Genomic DNA, 21,537 nt, shown 5'->3' on the forward strand with positions numbered 1-21,537 from the left:
TATGCTATGCGGCAAGTATTTACCCGTTTCGGAATAATTCACCCTGTAGTGGACTGAAGAATAAGGATGTTATCATGAATGCGAAAAAATTTGTCTACGCTGGAACACCAGCATCTGGCCATGGCCACTGGACACTTATAGAAGATTCGCCTGAATCGCGTGCCCAGGCGCTTGAACAGGGCTGCAAGGCGTTCACGACCATGAGCTTCGCCTACGAGCCGGAAAAGGGGAAACCCGAACCCATGCGCTACGGCGATCTCTGGCTGGACATAGACTGCAGGGAAGCGCCGTTTCTCGCCATCGTGGGCGCACGGGATTTTGTTAAGGATTTGTGTGCACGGTATGATGATTTTGATCCTGCCATGCTCGATTACTTCATGAGCGGCAGCAAAGGCGTTCATATCCGTATTCCATCAGAAATCTTTGGCGGAGAAAACGGACACCCCTGCCTGCCAAAGCTGCATTTGAAAATGCTGAAACGGCTTTTTCAGCACTCCCCAATTTGCCGTAACCTGGGCTTGCTGGCGCTGGGCAAGCCTGTACCCGATGATTTCAGAAGTAAGACGGTCGGCGATCTTGTGGACATAAGCCTGTATTGCATGGGCAAGGGGCATTTGCTGAGGGCTCCCAACATCAGGCGCCCTGACGGACGTTACAAAGTGCAGGTCAGCGTTGAGGAATTTTTTGAATGGGAAATCGATTCGTTACTGGAACTGACACAGACGCCAAGAGCGGGGACCATACAGACCGTGCCACCCAAGGCAACGCAGATGACAAGCCTCTACGATACAATCCTGATGGATCTGCAATCGTCTGATCAGCGCAGTTGCAACCTGCATGCGCTTTCCCAATGTCAGTTCATGCGCCATTGCCGTGAACAGGCAGCAACACTCAGCGAGCCGGAATGGTTCATGATGCTGCGGGTGCTGGCTCCTTTGGGAGAAAAAGGGCTTGAGCTGGCGCAGGAATATAGCCACCCCCATCCGGAGTACACGCCGGAAAAGACCCGTGCCAAGTTTCTGCATGCGCTGTATAAGGGGTATCCAGCCAGTTGTGGGGAAATTCAGGAATTTTTTCAGTGCAACCCCCGCTGCAAGGTGCGCGGCCCGCTTGATCTTGAGCGCAAACGCCAGAGCGACATTGTGGTCGCGGTAGGCTCCTTCAGTTCTCAAAATGACGGCCTGTACTACTCGCCCTCTCGTGGCATGATGGAGGGCGACAGTTTCAAGGTGTGCAGCCCGTTAAAAGTCCTTGGCAAGATGCGCAATACGGACGGTACGGGCTGGGCGAGGCTGGTGGAATTGCAGACGCCCGATGGCAGAGAACAAAAACTGACCATCACCATGAAGGAATGTGTGGGGCGCGGCGATGTCGTCCTTGGACGGCTTTGTGAGCATGGCCTTGAATTGTCGGGCGGGCGAATGGATAAATTTATTATGGACTACCTGCGTCTGGCGGGTTCCGACAAAATTTTTACCAATGTTGAGCGCCTGGGTTGGCATGACAGGTGCTACGTCCTGCCGGACGCGATTTTTGGCGGGGGGGCGCATGAAGAAATCCATTACACGCAGGAACACGGTCTATTCAACCATGCAGGGGAACTGGAGCAGTGGCAGGAGCATGTGGGCCGTTATTGCCAGGGCAACACGCTGCTCATGCTGGTTGCGTCCTTTGCCCTGACCGGGCCGCTTTTGCGCCCTTGTGAAATGGAAGGGGGCGGCCTGCACCTGTACGGCCCATCGTCCACGGGCAAAACAACCCTGGCGCTTTTGGCTGGCAGTCTCTGCGGTGGCAACGAAGGCAAGGGCTTTATCCGGCAGTGGCGCAGCACACACAATGCCCTTGAGCACATCGCGGCCCAGCACAATGACTGCCTGCTGGTTCTTGATGAAATCGGCCAGACCACAGCAGACACCGTGTCCCAGGTCACATACATGCTGCCCAACGGTCAGGGCAAGGAACGTATGCGGGCCGATGCCACCCAGCGCAAGCCCCACCAATGGCTGCTCAACTTTTTTTCCACAGGCGAACTGAGCATGGAGGACAAGATTGAGGAAACCGGCAAATACCGGGCCATGGCCGGGCAGAACGTACGTGTGATCAATCTTCCCATTGACGGAGGCACAGGTAAAAATGTCCATACCTCTTTGCATGGCTTCAAAAATCCAGCGGCACTGAGTGAGCACCTTAAAACTGCCTCCCGAAATTACTATGGGACACCATTGCGTGCTTTTCTGAAGGTTTTGTGTGGCGCTGGCGGGCATGAACTGGATATGAATCTCGATGAGATCAATAATAATATCGACATGTTCACAAAAAGACATTGCCCCGAAGGAGCCTGCGGGCAGGTACGGCGTGTGGCCCTTAAGTTTGGGCTGATTGCCGCGGCCAGTATGTTCGCTGCAAGGGCAGGCGTTCTGCCCTGGACACCGGAAAGCGCCCATGATGCCGTTGTGGACTGGTTCAACGTCTGGCTTGACGAACGCGGCGGCGTCGGCAATCTGGAAATCATGAAAGCTCTTGACCGCTTTAAGGATTTCTTTGCGCGCCACGGAAGAAGCCGTTTTGCCGATGTGGACGGTCTGGGTGAAGGCATGCGCGATTTGGCCGGCTATAGATGGGAGGACAAGGGGGATTTGCGATTATTCATGACAAGCCCAACGTTCAACGACCTTGCCAAAGGAGTAAATCGCCATGAATTGTTGGAGCACATGAAGCGTCAGGGGTGGCTTTTGATGAACACCAAGGGAAATCTCACGCAAACAAAGTGCATCAAGGGGCGAAACGTGCGCGGTTATGGCTTCATCCCTTCCGCATGGGAAGGCCGTGGGAATCAGGAAGAGCGGGACATAACGATGATAAAAGACGCCACATTTTGCGATTGTGACTTTTAGGCTGTGCGGCGCACAAAAGCGTTTGTGCGATTTTCTGTATAAAACACCTGCAATCTCTTGGTGTTTTGAACCTTCGCACAAACGCACAGCCGCACAGCGGTTTTTATACGGAACAAAAAAGGGCAAGCGAAATGGGGTATTACAGGCATGGATCTTGTACCATTCATAGACTCCATTTTCTTGTCAGAAAAAATGATGCGTATCTGCACGACAACCTCTATCTCCTGCCCTGCCCTGCTCTGCCACTTGATAAAAAACCCCTGGGGCTGAATAAAACAACCATTCCTGAATTTTTTGATGGCTGTGACGCGGAAGCGGCCACGAACCTTTTTACATTAGAGCAGATTAACTTTGAGAATATACATTCTCAAAGTTTAAGACACGCTCACTTCGGCGTTTAACCACGCAGATAAACTGCGCTTACGCCTCCGTAGCGAACGTCTGCTCACGCAGACGTCTGAGCAATTTAAAAGTTAAATTGCTCTAACCGGGGCGTTTGATGCGCCAACGTTGCCAAAAAGAGCAGGAACAGCATTTTGTTTGTGCGCCTGTGCGCCAGTGCGTTTGTGCGATGCCCGAAACGTTTGGCAATTGCGGGACATCGAGACAAAATTGCGCACAGCAGCGTTTGTGCGAAGTTCATTTTTGTTGTGCAACGTGGTCACGCCCTCCAAAAACACCTTGAAATCCCAGCTCGTTATCAAAATCGTCGTTGCCGAGTGAGAAGAACCTACTCCGCTTGTGGAATTTCTCCCCCGATATTGCAGCCTATAGCGCAGTTGAGGCCCACATCACTTGCCGCACCGTACACGTCCACCATCGTATCCAAAAAATTTTCATTCCCCTGCCAAAAGGGGATTCCGCCAAGCCGCCGGGGTAGGGCGGCGGCAACAGCGGGAAGCATGACCGCTCCAAGTTCAATCGGCGTTGCGCAGTAGCCCCAAAACGGTACAGGATCGCCGGGAAGCGATTCAGGCTCTTCCTGCCTGGCATCAGGATCGGTTTCAGCATCGCTTGCGCCAGTCCCCAGCAGTTCCAGGAGGGCCTCCCGCTCGATCCCTCGAAGCTTGAACAGTAAAAAGGGATCCCGGTCAAATTCCTCTGCCACAAGGTAGTACACAGCGGCAATATGCTTGCACGGATTTGACCAGTCCGGACACGAGCAGTCGGTTGTAAAATCATCCTTCTTTGCCGGAAAAAGCGACAGTTTGGCTTTTTTAAAAATTTCTTCAATGCCCTCCGGCATCTGGCCGAACAAAAGAGCGGCGGCAAAAAGGGCTTCCTTGCGCAGCGCATGGCCGATGGTGGCCCAAGCGTCAGCCTCCAGAGGTTTGACCCGCATGGTGACAGTATACGGCTTGGCCCGTGAGCCTTGCACTTTGGCGGAGATGCAGCCTTTTTCCATTTGTATGGACACGACCTGCCCTTTGCGGGCATAAGCGCGCCCACGGGTCAGCCTTGCCCCCAGCCCGAAGCTTTCAATAAGTTCAATCCAACGTTTGGCCCACCAGTTTTGCCCAAAGCCGCCGCGCCGACTTTGGGACTTGATGCCCCCCTTGACCTCGCGGGCTTGCGATGGAGGAAAGCCGCCATATTCAGGATACCAGGCCATGTTTACCCCTCTAGAGTATATCAACTTTGAGAATGTACATTCTCAAAGTTGTCATTCTGCCGAAAAATGCGATTTTCGGCAGAATCCACGCCGCGTTGCGGCGCGATGCACTCGCGTGCAGCGTTGGAGCATTTAAACTTTTTCAAAGTTGAAATGCTCCAGAGCGTTTTCCCGCAGCGCGAACAAATCCCGAAGTTCCTGGTTGGACAGTTCTGTCAACCACGCCTCGCCAACCCCTACCACTGCGTCGGAAATTTCTTTCTTGCGCTCAATCATGGCATCAATCTTTTCTTCCAGCGTACCGCTACAGACAAATTTATGCACGAGCACATTGCGGTGCTGGCCGATTCTGAAGGCGCGGTCCGTGGCCTGATTTTCCACCGCCGGGTTCCACCATCTGTCATAGTGAAACACATGGTTTGCCGCAGTGAGGTTAAGTCCGGTAGAGCCGGCCTTGAGTGAAAGAATAAAAATCGGAGGAGCCTGGGCATCATCCTGAAAGCGTTCAATCATCCGGTCGCGCGCTTTTCGTGTCACGCCACCGTGCAGAAAAAGTACTTCCCTGCCGAGGGTGTCCTGCAAATGCGCCCTGAGGATGTCGCCCATTTCCCTGAACTGGGTGAATATCAAGGCTCTGTCGCCCACGGTCAGAACCTCTTCCAGCATTTCAGTAAGGCGGGCGAGCTTGCCGGAGCGCCCGTCTATGGCCGAATTGTCGCCAAGGAAGTGGGCGGGGTGATTGCATACCTGCTTGAGACGGGACAGGGTAGCAAGAATAACACCCTTGCGCTGGATGCCGTCCACCTCGTATAGTGTACGCTTGAGATCTTCAAGCACAGCGGCATACAGCGACGCCTGCTCCCTGGTCAGCGGGCAAAACTCTTTCATTTCCACTTTGTCCGGGAGGTCGGAAATGATGGACGTGTCTGTCTTGAGGCGGCGCAGGAGGAAGGGCGCGGTAAGGCGCTTCAGCCTTGTGACGGCTTCGGGATCGCGTCCGGTCTGGATGGGCATGAAGAAGCGCTTGCGGAATTCTTGCTGGTTGCCCAGAAGGCCCGGATTGAGAAAATCCATAAGGGACCACAGGTCGCCGACGTTGTTTTCCACCGGCGTTCCTGTCAGGGCTATGCGGTACGCCGCCGGGATTGCCCTGGCGGCCCTGGCCTGTTTTGTGCCGGGGTTTTTAATGTTTTGCGCCTCGTCCAGAATGACGCCGCCCCAGGCAATATCCTTCAGGACCTCCACATCTCGCTGGAGAAGCCCATAGCTTGAGATGACCAGCGCCTGCGCGGACGCAAGCCGCCTGAAGGCCGCTCCTTTTTTGCGCTCAAGCCCATGATGCACCATGACCGGCAGTTCGGGGGTGAATTTTTCCGCTTCTCTGGCCCAGTTGTTGACAACCGATGTGGGGCAGATGAGCAGGCTGGGCATCTTTTTGTCGGAAGCCCATAATCTTTGCAGCAGGGCCAGGGTCTGGATGGTTTTTCCCAGGCCCATGTCATCGGCAAGGCAGGCCCCCAGGCCCCATTGCTGCAAAAAGGCGAGCCAGGAAAATCCCCGCGCCTGATAGGGCCGCAGAGTTCCGCCAAACTCCGCCGGGGGTTGCAATTCCGCGCAGGGCGTCCGGCCCTCCAACTGGTCGAGCAACTCGCTGAGCCAGCCCACAATCTGCACACCGCCAAAGGCAAATCCCTGGGGGGCATCCTCACTGCCAAGGGCCATACGGAGAATATCCCGGGCCGGGGCGGCATTCTTGCTGTTTTTCTTCCAGAAATCAGCGGCGGCCAAAATTTCCTGGCTATTGACCTCCACCCACTGCCCCCGCACCTGCACCAGAGGAACCTTGAGCCGGGCCAGAGCCAGAAGGTCTTTATAGGTTATGGGCTCTCCGCCCAGCGAAACCTGCCAGTCGAACTCCACAATGGTATCAAGGGAAAGACCGCTTGAAGATCGTAGTTTGGGGGACGCCGCCCTGGACTGAATGACCGGGCGGAGCTTCGCGCCTTTGCTGATCCACCACGAAGGCAGCATGACGCCGAACCCGGCCTGCTCCAAAGCCAGGGACGTGTGCGTCAAAAAACTGTGCGCGCCCTGGACGTCCAGGCTGTAGCCTTCGGGGGCGGCATCCTTGAGGCTGGCCGCAATCTCCGGCGAAATGCCGGATGCCTGGCCCAGCGCCGAAAGCACATACTCCCTGGCATCCGCGCCCAGATGCTTCACTATCGAAGCACGCTTTTTGGGGCCTGACCAGAGATCCCGTATGGGGAGCAGGAGGCTGTGGTCGTCATGTGGATGCAGAAGATAGGAAACCCGCCAGACGGAATCGCCCTCCGTCGGAGAGGCAGGGAGAGCATTGTCCAGGACCGCGTCGTCATTTACGGGCTCTTCGAGCCTGAAACAGAGCCGCACCGGGGATTTGGACAAAACCGTTATGGGGCGTTTCCAACGGGCGAGCGTGTTTTTCAGGACTTCCACGTCCTTTTGGGGCCAGTCTATGCGTCCATCTGGCGAGCGCAGGGCGGCCAGCCAGGCGTCATGCACGCTCTCCGCCTCGAGCTGCGACCATGATGCGCGTAATGTGCTGGAGGTGCTGGCCTGGCTCTTTTTATTCGACGATGCTTGCGGTATGACGGAGCGGACAAGGGCGTCCACCATGTCCGTCAAAAAAGCGCGCAGCACAGAAGCGGCTGCGGTGGAAGGCGGCGCTTTTTCGTCAGACTTGGTCAAGGCTCTGGCCGATGGGGGCATGGCGGAGGCAAAAGCGGCGAAGCGTGGCTGATCCTCCGCAGTTATCACCGGCTCCCATACGGCGCGGTAATGGCCGTCGACCATCCGCACGCCGGGCAGATAGTGCTGCTTGGCAACAAGCCCCCCGGCGAACCTGAGCATTTCCGCCCAATAAACCAGGTCATGCCCAAAAAGAACGCCATGGGCGAGAGTTTGCTTGCCTGCGCAATTTGCCAGAACAATGATGGCTTCCTGGCTATCGAGCCGTTTGGCTGAAACGCGCCAGGGGCGTAGATGCACTGTTTTGCCAGAGTACTCCACATCGTGGAGGAGCCGATTTGACGGCACGGGGCCAGATTTTGTGGATGGCAGCCAGGCCATGGCCTCAAACGGGCTTGCAGCGCCTGGCGGAAGGTCAAGGTGCTCGGTCAGAATTGCATCAAGGGCGGCCTGCCCGGCGTCAAACGGAGAAATGGCGGGAAAAGTGGCAGACGAGAAGGGGCTTGCGGTTTTTTTCCCGGAAGTGCGCTTCGGGGAGAGTGCCGGGGCTGCGCCCTCCACCGCAGCAACATCGGAAGAAGGAGCGGAAGATACTGGAGAGGCTGGCGAACTCTCGCCCCAAAGCAGTAATCCCATCTCCGTCTGCGCCGCGTGAAGGATAATCATTGGCTTTTACCTCTTGCTTCTGGAAGGCGAGGATGACAACATGACGCCAAGCCCATTAACATACACTACTTTCAGGTGTGGCGCGCGTCAATTGCATAGAACTGCTTTGTGGATGACCAGATTATGTGACCCAGTAGACGATACGGATTATTGTCCTGTTCGGGCGAAAGAAGCCTCGCCTGCCCATAAAACTGAAATACTATGAACCGCGAACTATTGAAGCTTTAGCAATATGAAAAATATTATTTTTTGTGATCAATATGGGCAACTGGGCGGAGGGCAACAGGTTTTGCTGGAACTTGTCAAGGCCACGCTGGCGGACAGGTTTGCAGTAACAGTGCTGATTCCCGCAGGTTCCTGCGCTGACAAGCTTGAGTCTCTGGGCGTTGAAGTGCGGCGAACTCCGTACTGCGAGCTGACGCAAGGCAAGAAAAGCATGGCGGATATTCTACGCCTTGCTGTGCATACCCTTGCAGTCTTTTTACAGAATTTCACAACACTGCGTTCCGCAGACTTGATTTATGTTAACGGAAACCGCTTGTTGCCCGTGGCTTTTTTGGCACAAAGAATTTTTGGCAAGCAGGCCGCCTGCCATGTTCACCTGAATCACGGATCACTGGAAAAAAAATTACTCCGCCTATTCCTCGGGCAGCAGCGCACCGTAGCCATTGTGGTTCCGTCTCTCTTCATCCAGCGAGAACTGGTTCATTTTGATACCGTCTTTGACTCACCCAAGGTTCGTATAGTGGAAAACGGACTGGATGCCCGCTTCTCAGAAACAGTTTTTGAAGATCGTTTTTCTGGTCATCCTTTACGGCATGTAGGCATTGTGGGCAGGGTGTCAGCAGAAAAGGGGCAGGATGTTTTGCCCGTTCTTGCTCGGCAGTTTCCAGATATGGATTTTCATGTATTGGGCGATGCAGCGTTTTCTTCAGCAGATTTTGATGCTGCACTGCGCCGTGAAAGTCCGAGGAACGTGTATTTTCACGGATGGGTAGAAGATCTGCCCGCGAAGGTGCGTGAGATTGGCCTGCAAATCTGCCTTGTGCCTTCACGCTGTCCGGAAAGTACGCCTGGGCACAGCTTTGAGGCTGCTCCGCTTGTTCCTTTGCAGATGGCCGCGCTCTCGTGTTTTGTGCTGGTGCGCCGCCTGGGTGCGTTGGAAGATGTTGCGGAAAACTTACAGTTACCCTACTTCGATTCGGATGACGAACTGATGACTGTGGTTAAAAATTTGTGTTCACAACCAAAGGCTAAAATCATTGATCAGTGTAAAAATAGCCATGCGGTTGCGCTATCTAAGTATAGTCATAGCATTTTTCATGAGCGCCTGAAAAAGCTTATACATACGCTCACTTTGAACAGATACCCGCGTTTATGAATTTCGCATAACTTGTACTATTTTTTCTGCACAGTTATCCCACGAAAAGGCTTTGGCCTGCTCAATGCCCGCCAGACGGAGTCGCTGCGACAATTTTGGGTCATCAAGCAGTGTCATCATTGCTTGGCAGAGCGCGTTCAAATCCCGCGGGGGCAGCGCCAAAGCCGCATCGCCTGCTACTTCAGGCAAAGACGTTGTGTTAGCAGTTACGGCCGGCGCACCGCAGGACATGGCTTCAAGCAGGGGCAAGCCAAACCCTTCGTATTCCGACATATACAAGAATGCTTCACAGCCGCTATACAGGGCTGGCAAATCTTCGTCTGCAATAAAACCCGTTGTAAATATTTTATCCTTACTCTTGGAAGCTGACTCTGTTATTTCATCACATTTCCAACCTTTTTGGCCAGCAAGCACGAGACAGATATTGGCATCAGGGCGCTTTTTGCATAATGCTTCAAAAGCCTTCAATACGTGCAAAAGCCCTTTCCTCGGCTCTAGTGTAGACAATGTAAGAAAGAATTTTTTTTCCGGAGGAATCCTGTATTTTGCTTTAACGGCAGCCACTGCATGTTCATCTGCGCGTCTAAAGCGCGCATCACAGGCCAGATATGCCACATGTATTTTTTCTGGTGTAAAGCAAGTTAGCGAAGACAAGATGTCTTCACGGGTAAATGCAGAGTTGGTAAATACTAAGTCTGTCCGTTCTGCTATGGTTTGCACCTTGCTCATGGAATCCTGTGCATTTATAAAACATTCAGGCATTTTTAACGGAATAATATCGTGTACAAAGGCTGCTTTTTTAATGTTTTGCAAAGGTTCTATAAAAAGCGGAGGTTCATAGTAGGGGGAAAAGTACCAAAACGGTTGCCCATCTGTATATTCCGCAAGCATCTTGCTTTTTTGCATGTCAGGGGTGCTATACCCAGCATTTACATTGACTGGTGATAGTCGCTTGATTCGAGCGCGCATTTCATGTGTGCAATATTTTCGCATATTTTTGATAATAGCATCAACGCACGATTTTAATGCGCTTCTGGTATTATTTTCAAAACGTAAAAATGTATAGGGATAGGGAACTTCATTACATAATGTTTGATATACATCATCCTCAATGCCATTGGGAGAAAGAAGTGTAGCGGCGACGTCATCCCTGCGCAAAAAAGCTTTGAGTATTTCAAGCCCCACGCGTCCGATACCCGTTCTATAGCCAGTTCCCTGATTCCACTGACCAAGCGAATACACATCATAAATAATATTTAACCTTGGCATTTGCGTGCTCAATGTTTTAATTTAGTCAAATAGTGTTGCATGTATCTGAAAACTGAGCCAAAAATTGCTTTGCAGCGCCATAAGCTAAAAATATATTTTTTGGGCGCATACCGCCACGCAACAACCAGTTCTTCATATCTGACGCGTATTCGTTGACTGGGTGAAGATGATAGCCCTCCATCAAACATTTTTGTCACCACCACGGGTAAAGACTTGAGACGAGGGCTGCTTTTCAAGGCGCGGTACACAAAATCATAGTCTGCACAAATACGAAAACGAGCGTCAAATCGTCCTAAAAACAAACTGCTCGCATGAAACAAAGCCCCATGCCCCATGGGAAGATGTCGTGAACAGGTTTTTTGCACATCTTCCAAGGTGCTAAGATCAAGGCAGAAAATGTGTTCCTGCTTGCCTCCGTGCGTATTAAAACGCTCCAGTTCTGCTGCCCAAAAACAGGGGGTTTCAGCAGATTGCGATATTATGGCAAAGCTTTTTTCCAGCACATCTGGAGCGGCGAGCATATCATCCGCGCCGATGAATAACACCCACTGTCCGAGCTTCCCTTGCTCCCTGTCAAGCGCTCTGTTCCATGCGTCGTAGACGCCTTTGTCTTGAATGCTTTCCAGGGAAATGGCAGGTAGTTTGTCCTGCCATTCCTTGATGACCGCAAGCGTGCTATCGGTGCTGCCGCCGTCCTGTACCACCCAGGTAAAGTCGCAACAGGTCTGCGCAACAAGAGATTCCAGCAAGCGCGGCAGCGTTGATGCGGCATTATAGGTGGCTGTGATAATGGTGAAGAAAGGTGTGCTCATATAAAACCATTATATCCCCAAATACGTTCACGCATTTTACGTCTGAACCGGTGAAACTTAAAGCGCAAACGCTGGGCCCTCAATGTCTCAACTTGCTGGAGTTGCTGCCATTCTGGTCCGCGTTGTCCATTTGCATCGAATATTTCGCCAATAAAGTCGTATTCTTTGCGCGCTGAGGTGAACGGCCGTGCATCCTGCTCATAAGCAAAGAAATCATCATGAATAAGTACACCCTGTTTACGCAACAAGGGATAAATAAGTCTTGCCAAGAACAACTGGTCTTCAAGATAGGCGTCATTGGGCGTAAAATTTTGAGATGCTTGCTTCATATTGGGCAGCACGCCGCCCATGCATCCCCACATGCCACTTAACATGACCATGGCATGGCAAGGGTGGTCACGCATTATGTGCCCTGCAAGAGTACTGTTTATCCATTCTTGAACGGCAACAGCTTCACGTTGTGTCAGACGTGAGTCTGTATCACGAAAGATAACTCTTTCAACACCATCATCATCAAGGGCAAAAAAGCGCACAAATGGCCCATAAACACCATCGCATTCTGGTGAAATGAAAACTTCAGCCTGGGCTTCTTGGAGTTGTGAAATAATTTTTTTAGGCACAGAGGGCGCACAATAAAAACGTGCTTGCCAGTCTGGGTAAATCTCACGGGCCTGATAAGCGTTTATCACAGCGCCCACTGTATATTTGGGATTATCTCCCCAAAGTGAATAAGAAATTATTTTAGTCACGGTTTGCTCTTCGTATTATTTTCTCATAAAAAGCTATGTGTTGCCGTGCAATGAGGCTGCTTTCAAAATGCGTTAGAATATGACTTCGGGCGGCCTTGCCCCATTGTTTGCGCAAAGTCAGGTTGTCTAAAAGCAAGGATATTCCCTGCGCGAGTTCTTTTACATCAAAAGGCGGTGCAAGATACCCGTGCTGATTATGTGTAACAATATCAGAAACCCCCCCGATATCAAAAGCGACGCAGGGGGTCTCGCATGCTGAAGCTTCAATAAGGGTTGTGGGCAGGTTGTCTTGGCGAGAAGGGGCCACAAATATATCTGCGGCGGAATACAAAGAGGCCAATTTTGACGGATCACTAATAAAACCCACACAAGTACAGGGAATCTGCAGGTCTGCTTCGTTATGCTCGCCAAAGATAGCGAGATGGAATTTTTTTTCTTGAGTTTTGAGATCGTGCAAAGCCTTTATAAGTAAATCAAACCCTTTGTAAGGAATTTTGGATGACGTGGCGCCAAAAAGTAGAATAGGCATATCATTTGGCAAGCCCCACTGCCTGCGCGCGGCGACTTTATTTTGAGGTGCAAAAATGTTTATATCAAGAGCGTTGCCCAAGTGGATACATGTTTTTTTTTGCCACAGGGAACTCAGTGACGCCATTTTTGTCATCCAGTGGCTGGGGCCAATGGCATAGACATGCTTAAGCTTATGATATGCATCTTTTTTGTAGTTCCAAGCAAGCCGGGGCATATTAAATCCCATCAAGCCCTTACCAAGCTGTGGACATGTAGAGCATTGTTTTTGCCATTGTTCGCAATCCAAAGGGCAGTGACAGCCAGCGGTCAACGGCCACATATCATGAAATGTCCAAACAATTGGTACGGAAAGGGCTGCCAAGCGTGGCAGATTGACTGTAGATGCGGCTATCCAGTGCATGTGGACGACATCAGGGTTCAAGTTCTTAACCCATTTATCGAGTGAATAGGCGCACCAGGGGCTCGTCCACGGCATGGCGGTGTTGCGCTGTGGGTGCAAGTGCAGTGCTATGCGCCCCAAGCGTCGCCACCATTGTATTTGTGAGGCCGAATTGGAGAAAAAATGTCCGTCATCGAAGGCAGGAGGCTCAATGCCAAGACTGGAAACAGTACAGCCCTCTCGAGTCAGGCTTGTGCATAAACGACCAGCAGCGGACTCTGGCCCTAGTGATGCGGCAACGTGTAGAATATGCATAGTTATTTTTTGCCAAGCCTGGCAACCTGTATCGCTTGTTGAATTTTGCGAAATGCCCACCGTAGCGAATTCCCCAAAAATCTTCTGTCAATCGCGGCAATAAATACACGCAATCCAGTAATAATTCGCTGCTTGTATTGCCAGTCGCTGCCGGCCTCTGCCAGTGATTTTTGAAATAGCATATCCATGCTGTCTGGCCCGGAAGCATTTTTGCTTAGTACAATAAAAAATTCATCGTTAACTGTATCATGAAAATATTTTTCTCGAAATTCTATGAAATTTGCCAGAAAGAGCGACTCTATTAACAACCTGAAATGGTTGGGAGTAAATACCCAGGCATGGACATCCATGTAGCCCTCGAATTCATTAATATAATTCAGCGTATTTTTAATATTTCCGCGAGGCTTTCTAGGCAGCAAAAATTTTTTAACTCTTGATTCGTCTTCATTAGAAGTGCAGCAAAAAAAATTATTTTCAATTTTCATGCCAAAGGAAGGTTCATTCCTTCGTGATGAATGTGCATCAATTATTGAGGACAAGCTAGATTGTGGCCTGTACGCATCAAAAGTATATCTTCTATCAGGAACAACAAGCACAATAGATCCATTTTCTTTTATTATCTGTGATATATCGTTAAAGAAAGAAATAAAGTCTGGTACATGCTCGATAACATGTGAGGCAAATATCCAGTCGAACCGATCTTCACCAACCAAATCTACGTATGTTTCTCCATGCCAAACAAAATCAACATCCTCAATATTATCCAGATTAACCTTGTCATCACACGCGTATTTGGCTCTTAACTTTTCCTTAGAGAGCAGATCCAGCGATTTCACATTGTTGAAATCTTTTTTTGGGAATACAGGATTGTAGCTAGGGCCAATTTCCAGGCCAACACCTGACGTGCCCACTAATTTTCTGAGAAAATCAGTTCTGTCGGTCATGTTGTCGCTCCAGAGATACGCATGCTGAAAATCTTTCTATTTTTTACACCCAAAAATTTTTTTCATCCCGCAACTCAAGGATAAGCGGATAAACTGTACGGCAAAGACTGCTGCAAAGAGGTAACGTGAGCGTAAGGATGTTGTGAACTGTGAAAAACAAGAGAAAATGAGATGGGAAAGGATATATGTCAGCTTCATCATGGCTGATATGGGTATGTTTTTCCCCCACAATTTCTCAGCCAGCATAAGTCCTTCGCGTAATTGTACGTCAATGTTGTATTCACATTGCCGGGTCACTTGTGTTGGGCCATGAATGGTAACATTGACTAAGGGGTCTTTAATATAAAAAAGCTTTGTGTTGGCCAAAACTGCCATATATTGCTCAACATCCACAAGAAACTTCAGCCTTTCATCATAATATTGAAAAAAATCGCGGCGAAATAATGTTACACTGGGTACACCAATAAAGTTTTCTGCAAAGGAAAAAAACCTGTCTTTATTCATTGCGCCAATCAGGCGGCCATCTGTAACCATCAGTTCAAGGGCGTTCGTTCTCGCATCATAATGATTTCTTGCACTGGCAAAAAAGCCATAGTCAGGATTACTGACAGCAAAAGTATGAAATATTGCCAGACTCTCTGGTGTGCTTAGCCAATCATCATGGTGCAAAATCTTGATGAGCGCTCCGCTGCTTTCACGGATTGCTTTGTTCCAGTTGGCTGGGGTACCAAGGGCTGGCGTATTGCGGATGTATTTAAAACGCTCGTCTTTTAAAAAGGGTGCAATCGCCTGCTCAACGCCGTTGTCCGTAGAGTCATCGGTAATAATACATTCAAAATCGTCAAAGAGTTGTTCCGCAACGCTTGTGACAGCGCGTAACGCTCCCACAGGATTATTATAGCAAGGTATGCAAACAGAAATCTTCATCTTGTGTATCATGACCGCTTAAAAAATTTTTCTACATAAAACTTTCAAACCATAAAGTATCTGGGCTGTCCAATGCAGTTTGGCAAAAGCAAAATCCCTTTGCATCATCAAAACCTGCTGGCGGAGTTTGGCATTTTCATCTCGCAATAAGGCTTCAGGCGTGAGCCAATGTGATGAGCCGAGAAGAACCTTTTGCTGATAATGTTGCGTCTCTTCAGTAGGATTTTGTGTGTCATCATACCATGGCAGATGACATGCCTGATAAGGGGGAAATGTTCGCCCGGAGGCAAACCACTTTCTATTTTCCGGGTAAATGTCTGGGCGATATAAGGCAAATGTGGTGTCAATGGGCGCTTTATATAGAGGCAAGCTGTCAATGGTTTCGCTCCAAAACTGCGACTCCCACTCTACCACCTGCTGCTTTTTGGCAAATGAATCAGGAAGATTATCAATGCGTAAGGAAGGACCCACCTTGGTGAGTGAGGGGAGTTCTTTCAAGAGCTGGTAACAGTGTTCTACGATATCAAAGGGGCAATCCTTATCTGGAACCACATCACAGTCCGTGACTACATAATATTGTTTCTTGAGTATATCGTCGAACCGCCCACACTTCCATACAGCAAGGTGTCCCATATTTGAGGGGAGATACTCAACTTTACACGAGGTTTTTTTCAAAAATTCGATAAGTGGAGGATAGGTAGAGGCGTTATCTACAATAATAATGTTTTCATATTTTGCATTCTTTAGCCATGCAATGAGATCTTTGAGACATGCAACACGGTTGTACGATATAATGAAAATCGGCACAGTTGATAGATTATTTCTATTCTTCATATCCATGTGACTCAAAGTTTTACTTCCAGATTTTTCTACAAAAATACTTTGCAATATGCTTTACATGCCCGGCGTTGGCTCGTAAATCTGGGGAAAGTTCGCGCAATGCGCCCACGGCATAGAGAATATGAAACTTCACTGAAGCCCATGTGTTTTTCATTGGTGGAGCAGAAAAAAATACATTTTGGATGAAGGTCCAATTTTTTGCTTTTATCCACTGGTGTAGCAGATGATATAAAGCTTTTTCTTCAGAACCCAATTCATGCCCTTTATACAAAAAATAACTTTCTACATTTCTTTTGTGTAAATCAATAATTTCATCTTGATGATGGGCTATGGTGACAGAGCCTTGCTCGTCGTGGTTTCTTGAAAGCACATAACAGCCTTCGCACGGCACAAAGGGCAGCATACGGCCCAACGTAAACCATAGTTCATAGTCCTGCGTTGTGGGAAACTGCTCTGGAAACAATCCTGCTGCCAAGAGCGTTGTTCGAGGAATTAAAAGCGCACAGCCGTGCATCCCACCGCTCTCAAACAGAAAACAGAATGGACTTTTGGTAATTTCTTTGGGTACGTGTAAACTGTATAACTTTTCGCCTTTGGCGTTTATGTAGGTTATGTCGCAAAAAACTAAAGACTCTTTATCTTGCAGGCCACGCAGAGTCGTGACTTGCGCCTCCACCTTTTTGGGCAGATACACATCGTCGTGAGAAAGCCAAGAAAAGTATTCTCCGCGCATTTCGCGGATTCCCAGATTCAAGGCCGTGGCTACCCCACCATTATTCTTGGAAAAATAGCGAATTTTATCACCATAGGACAGGGCAATGCGTTCTGTTTCTCCATTATCGGTCGAGCCATCGTTGATGACGAGTACTTCGCAGTTGTCGTAGGTTTGCGCAAGTGCCGAATCAATAGCCTCCCGCATATAATTAGACCCGTTATACACAGGAATGACAATGGAAACCAGCGGGTGAAAGTCGCTCACAGCCTGTACCCCAACACGATATTGGCAACAATTCTGCTGACCTCGGGCTCAAGGTATTCGACCGGAGACTTCCAGGTGGCAGCACGGTTGAGCACCATGGCAAGGCACTTCAAAATTTCTTGCTCAGAGCATCCACTTAGTATATTGCTGCCGCATTCAAGGGTTTCGGGCCGTTCAGTCACGTCGCGCAACGTTACGGTAGGCACTCCCATGATGCAGCCTTCTTCCTGCACAGTGCCACTGTCAGAAAGCAAAGCCCTAGCACTTTGCTCCAGACGAACAAAGTCAAAAAAACCCGGAGGTTCTATAAACACGACCCCTTCTGGCACCACAACTTTCAACTCTCGCAAGCGGGCGCGTGTACGCGGATGCAGCGAAAGGAGCACGGGCTGATCATACTGCGAGGCAATCGCGCCAAAAACAGCCATGAATGATGCCAGTCTTTCCGGCACGTCCACATTTTCCGCACGGTGCAGGGTAACCAGAAAGTACTCACCCTGCTTTACACGCAGACTTTCGAGTATGGAACTTGACTCAATCTGGGGCGCGTAAAAATCCATTACTTCTTTGATAGGATTACCCGTGACATATATTCTGTTGGGCGCAACGCCCTCGCGCAGCAGATGGTCTCGGCTACGGTTTGTATAGGGCAGCAATACGTCGCTGGCGCTGTCAATGGCACGGCGGTTTATTTCTTCGGGAACACGGTCGTCAAAGCAGCGGTTGCCAGCCTCCATATGATATACGGATACGCCCTGGCGTTTGGCCACCATGGCTGTTAGCGCCGAGTTGGTGTCACCCAAAACCAGAAAACGATCCGGGCGCTCCTTTTGCAGCACGGCATCCGTCTCACGGAGAATATTGCCAATCTGCCCCCATGTTGAGTCCGCACGGGTATCAAAGGAGTAGTTTGCGCTACGCAGCCCCAGATCATCAAAAAAGAGGGTGCTCAGCCGTGGGTCGTAGTTTTGCCCTGTAAAAACGAGTACATGCTCGCACAACGAATCCAGCAGAGGAATAATGCGTGCAAGCCGGATTATCTCTGGCCTTGTGCCGAGCACGGTCATTATTTTCACGACAGCATCTCCTCGTCGGCCCCTTCACGCACATCACCAACCATGAGCTTGTGCTTTTTCAGCAAGGCCAAGGTACCCGCGTAATCCATTACGTCGTCATTGGAACCATAAGGGCGGCCAAGAGGCTCGTCTTTTTCTACCCTGAGGGATGCCAGTTCTGGCAGCATAGGTTTGATTGCGTAGAAGTCGCCGCGAGCATAGGCGCGCACACCTTCTTCGGGTGCAATCATCAGTTCATGAATTTTTTCGCCTGGGCGAATGCCAATGACCTTGATGGGAATATTGCGGTCACCAATAAGGGCCTTGGCTATATCAGTGATATTGGCTGCGGCGATTTTAGGCACATATGTTTCGCCCGGAGCGGCACCAGCGATGGCAGTGGCAATGGTGGTAACTGCGTGTGAAAGCGGCAACAGAAAGCGGGTCATGTCTGTGGTGGTTATGGTGACGGGCCCACCAGCAAGTATCTGCTCGTGAAACAAAGGAATGACCGAACCACGCGACGCAAGCACGTTGCCGTACCGCACACAGATAAAGTTGGTATTGGGGTTTGTTACGTTGGCAGCGATAACCACTCGTTCTTGCAGAGCTTTTGTCATTCCCATGGCATTGACCGGCAGGCAGGCCTTGTCAGTAGAAACGCCGACAACGGCTTCCACAGGCAGTGCATTTTCACTGATGGCACGCACAATGTTGCCCGCGCCGATAACGTTGGTCAGGGAAGCTTCAACGGGAAAATACTCACACGACGGTACCTGCTTCAACGCCGCGCCGTTGATGACAATATTGGCATCGCGAAGCACGGAACAGATGGAGGCATAGTTGCGCACATCACCAATCCGAAATTCCAGAAGGCGGCGAAAATTGTCGTAAATTATCTCGTCTGTAGGATTTTTAACCGTTGAGTAGGCCACGCGCATGTAGTGCTGCTTGGCTTCGTCTCGCGAAAAAACGATAATCTTTTTGGGAACACCGTAAGTTCCGGCAAGAAGATGGTGTACAAGCGTTTTGCCAAGGGAGCCTGTCCCACCTGTGATGACGATGTGTTTATTTTGAAACGGTTTCATGAGAATGTGATTCCTTCATCCTTTGATGGTGGCTGCGGTACATATCATAAATAAGTTGCTCCCAATCCGGCGGAGCATACCCTGTGGCGCGCCTAAACGCATCGCCGCTCATGGCTTTATTTTCACCAAATCCGCCAACAGGGATTACGGAAGTCGATTTTCCGTAAATCTTACCTACAAGCGAGAGCAAAGTATACTTTGATATGGGCTTGCCCGCGACCTGGTATAAGCCAGTAAGTTCTGGTGCAGGCAATATTACGTCACGCAAAACCCTTGCATGTTCCGTTACAGGCAAACCTGAGTAGATAGCCTGAGTATAGCCATTTACAGGGCCTTTTTGTGACAAAAACCACTCTATCAGACCATGGTGACTTCGCAGCTCATGCCCAATAATAGACGTGCGGATTGTCAAGGCAGGCGCCTCACGCACTTCCCCCAGGTATTTGCTCATGCCATAGATATCCTTAGCACTTGGCGGATCTTCTTCTGTATATGGAGACCCTTTGCTGCCATCAAAAACACAGTCTGTGCTGTAGTGGATAAGGCGGATATGCCGTTCTTTGCAAAGCGATAAAAGCAAGTGTGGAAAGCGGGCATTTATTTCTATGCACGGAAGAGGCTCACGGCCTTCGGGAAGCTGTCGGATAAGCCCTATGCAGTTAATAATAATATCAGGGGCAGAATCCATAACAGCATTTCGCACTGTTAGAAAGTCGTCAGCAGACACCCCGTCTATGAGCAAAGGCAATAAGTGGCTAGGATATTCGCTCATCAACTGTTGCTTTCGTCGTACAGTGCCTATGATGGTATAGGGGGTGGTTGCTGTCAGCTCATGCATGAGCAAATTGCCCAGCATTCCTGAGGCACCAAGAATTAGAATTCTCATGTTTTTACCTGATAGATTTTTTGTATACCTGCACGATCTATTCAGCAATGAAAATAGCTGAATTTTATTCTGGGATTTTAAGCTGGCAAGAGCCCTGAGAAGGAAATATATCAATTATGTCCATATGGTTAATATGATGCCTGCCTCTATCAGGATGTTCTCGAGTTAGCCAAACCTAAATTTACTCAAAAAGCTGCAAAGCCGATTTTTGATGTTTTTTTTCTTAATTGTCAGCGATGGCTCCTCTGCACAGTGCTTGGAGATTTGCGAAATTACCACCGTTGCATTCACATCAGGCCTGCTCTGTGCAACAACCTTTGTATATATCCCTATCATTCCCTTTACGTAGATGTCTTTTCCATAATGGGCTTTAGCGTACTTTAATGCTTTTACCCCGTACTGTTGACCTAGAGCGGGGTCATCTACCAAGCCTTGTAATGTTTTTGCAAGGTCATCACGGCTGGCAGCAATGCCACATTCGGGTGCGTTAATGACAGTTTTGAGGGCAGAACCCCCGGTATCCAGCGCAAGGACACACGCAGCACAGCTCATGGCCTCAATGGCCATCATTCCGAAGGCTTCTTGTCGGGAAGGCATGAGAAGTACATCGCAAGCCTGATAAAGTTCCGCAAGCTTCGCCTGTTCGCAAACCCAGCCAAAATCCAGCACAGCATATTGAGTGGCGAACTCTGCAAGCAGTCCCTTTTCAGCTACAGTAATGATCGTTATTTTTTTTTGCGCGGACAGAGCCCCAAGGGCCTCCTTTACCAGATCCAGGCCTTTGAAAGGTGTATTTTGTGCGCGAACCATAATCACAAACGAATCTGGTGATATACCAAGATTTTTTTTGGCTTCTAGCTTGTCTTTTGGGCAAAACACCTGCTGATCAACACCAAAAGGCAGGTGAAAAATCGTTTTATTCTTCCATATGGGAGACAGGGAGGCTTTTTCGTACATCCAGTGAGATGCGACAATGGCACAAATATTTGAATTTTCGATAGCCAATTTTTTTTGTAAAAAGCTTAAAGCAGTGTCGTCCTGCCCTATACAAAAAGGTACCTCCAAGTATTCACAATCAAAGCATTGTGACTGCCATTTGTTGCAATCAAAGTGGTGGATGCAATGCCCCCCCATAAAAAAGGAATCGTGAAGGGTTATAACCACAGGCTTTAACGATGCTAACAATGGCAAGTAGTTGATATCAAATGTGGTGTTATGAATAAGGTGAAGGTGAACAATGTCTGCCTCAATAAGCAGCTTGCTCTTCAGCAATTCGACAGCAATATTGCTATGCCCTTGAGTGAAAACATAGGTAAACACATCATGAGACAGCTTGTCTACAACAAGATGATTGGCCTCAAGGCCAGCATCGCGTAAATAGTTATGCAAGTTGTGCCCACCAAAAGAAGCACAAAATACATCGTTATCGCCTACAAGCAATACATTCACAAAAAACTCCCAATTGTATGCCTGTGCTTGCCTG

16 protein-coding genes are annotated in these 21,537 nt (G+C 49.5%); 2 read left to right on the plus strand and 14 right to left on the minus strand.

Annotation, left to right across the window (positions count from 1 at the left end; genetic code table 11):
- The first annotated feature begins 74 nt into the window (after positions 1-74).
- On the plus strand, positions 75-2,894 hold the full coding sequence (locus ACZ5DH_RS15295) for a DUF927 domain-containing protein (protein WP_464255093.1): 2,820 nt from the start codon (positions 75-77) through the stop codon (positions 2,892-2,894).
- Positions 2,895-3,624: 730 nt separating this feature from the next.
- Here ACZ5DH_RS15295 and ACZ5DH_RS15300 read toward each other — a convergent pair.
- Both ACZ5DH_RS15300 and ACZ5DH_RS15305 read right to left on the minus strand, forming a co-directional pair.
- Positions 3,625-4,506, minus strand: a complete 882-nt coding sequence (locus ACZ5DH_RS15300; RefSeq protein ID WP_464255094.1) for an SWIM zinc finger family protein — start codon at positions 4,504-4,506, stop codon at positions 3,625-3,627.
- A 132-nt stretch (positions 4,507-4,638) separates the two neighbouring features.
- Positions 4,639-7,899 carry a DEAD/DEAH box helicase gene (locus tag ACZ5DH_RS15305; protein ID WP_464255095.1) on the minus strand — a complete coding sequence of 1,087 codons (3,261 nt, stop codon included), beginning with the start codon at positions 7,897-7,899 and terminating at the stop codon, positions 4,639-4,641.
- 232 nt (positions 7,900-8,131) lie between these two features.
- Between ACZ5DH_RS15305 and ACZ5DH_RS15310 the strand changes: the two genes are divergently transcribed.
- On the plus strand, positions 8,132-9,280 hold the full coding sequence (locus ACZ5DH_RS15310) for a glycosyltransferase (protein ID WP_464255096.1): 1,149 nt from the start codon (positions 8,132-8,134) through the stop codon (positions 9,278-9,280).
- Here ACZ5DH_RS15310 and ACZ5DH_RS15315 read toward each other — a convergent pair.
- The 12 genes from ACZ5DH_RS15315 to ACZ5DH_RS15370 all read right to left on the minus strand — a co-directional run bounded on the left by ACZ5DH_RS15315 (position 9,275) and on the right by ACZ5DH_RS15370 (position 21,503).
- Complete coding sequence (locus ACZ5DH_RS15315; RefSeq protein ID WP_464255097.1) at positions 9,275-10,549, minus strand: glycosyltransferase family 4 protein; 1,275 nt, start codon at positions 10,547-10,549, stop codon at positions 9,275-9,277. The genes ACZ5DH_RS15310 and ACZ5DH_RS15315 overlap by 6 nt on opposite strands.
- Before the next feature lie 8 nt (positions 10,550-10,557).
- Entirely contained in the window at positions 10,558-11,361 is an 804-nt protein-coding gene (locus ACZ5DH_RS15320; RefSeq protein ID WP_464255098.1) for a glycosyltransferase, read from the minus strand.
- On the minus strand, positions 11,358-12,110 hold the full coding sequence (locus tag ACZ5DH_RS15325; RefSeq protein WP_464255099.1) for a hypothetical protein: 753 nt from the start codon (positions 12,108-12,110) through the stop codon (positions 11,358-11,360). Before ACZ5DH_RS15325 ends, ACZ5DH_RS15320 begins: the two co-directional genes overlap by 4 nt.
- Positions 12,103-13,335, minus strand: a complete 1,233-nt coding sequence (locus ACZ5DH_RS15330; protein ID WP_464255100.1) for a glycosyltransferase — start codon at positions 13,333-13,335, stop codon at positions 12,103-12,105. Before ACZ5DH_RS15330 ends, ACZ5DH_RS15325 begins: the two co-directional genes overlap by 8 nt.
- A gap of 2 nt (positions 13,336-13,337) precedes the next feature.
- Positions 13,338-14,279, minus strand: a complete 942-nt coding sequence (locus ACZ5DH_RS15335; RefSeq protein WP_464255101.1) for a methyltransferase domain-containing protein — start codon at positions 14,277-14,279, stop codon at positions 13,338-13,340.
- Positions 14,280-14,315: 36 nt separating this feature from the next.
- Positions 14,316-15,206, minus strand: a complete 891-nt coding sequence (locus ACZ5DH_RS15340; RefSeq protein WP_464255102.1) for a glycosyltransferase family 2 protein — start codon at positions 15,204-15,206, stop codon at positions 14,316-14,318.
- Positions 15,207-15,224: 18 nt separating this feature from the next.
- A complete protein-coding gene (locus tag ACZ5DH_RS15345; RefSeq protein ID WP_464255103.1) occupies positions 15,225-16,046 on the minus strand; it encodes a glycosyltransferase family protein in 822 nt (273 codons plus the stop codon).
- Between the two features lie 13 nt (positions 16,047-16,059).
- On the minus strand, positions 16,060-17,025 hold the full coding sequence (locus ACZ5DH_RS15350) for a glycosyltransferase family 2 protein (protein ID WP_464255104.1): 966 nt from the start codon (positions 17,023-17,025) through the stop codon (positions 16,060-16,062).
- Positions 17,022-18,092 carry a non-hydrolyzing UDP-N-acetylglucosamine 2-epimerase gene (gene wecB, locus ACZ5DH_RS15355; protein WP_464256574.1) on the minus strand — a complete coding sequence of 357 codons (1,071 nt, stop codon included), beginning with the start codon at positions 18,090-18,092 and terminating at the stop codon, positions 17,022-17,024. The genes ACZ5DH_RS15350 and wecB overlap by 4 nt, the downstream gene beginning before the upstream one ends.
- A 5-nt stretch (positions 18,093-18,097) precedes the next feature.
- Entirely contained in the window at positions 18,098-19,168 is a 1,071-nt protein-coding gene (locus tag ACZ5DH_RS15360; RefSeq protein ID WP_464255105.1) for a polysaccharide biosynthesis protein, read from the minus strand.
- On the minus strand, positions 19,149-20,054 hold the full coding sequence (locus ACZ5DH_RS15365) for a dTDP-4-dehydrorhamnose reductase family protein (protein ID WP_464255106.1): 906 nt from the start codon (positions 20,052-20,054) through the stop codon (positions 19,149-19,151). The genes ACZ5DH_RS15360 and ACZ5DH_RS15365 overlap by 20 nt, the downstream gene beginning before the upstream one ends.
- Before the next feature lie 165 nt (positions 20,055-20,219).
- The gene (locus ACZ5DH_RS15370; RefSeq protein ID WP_464255107.1) at positions 20,220-21,503 is read right to left on the minus strand and encodes a glycosyltransferase; all 1,284 of its coding nucleotides are present in this window, start codon (positions 21,501-21,503) and stop codon (positions 20,220-20,222) included.
- Between the last annotated feature and the right edge of the window lie 34 nt (positions 21,504-21,537).

The sequence above is a fragment of the Desulfovibrio simplex genome (assembly GCF_055387835.1).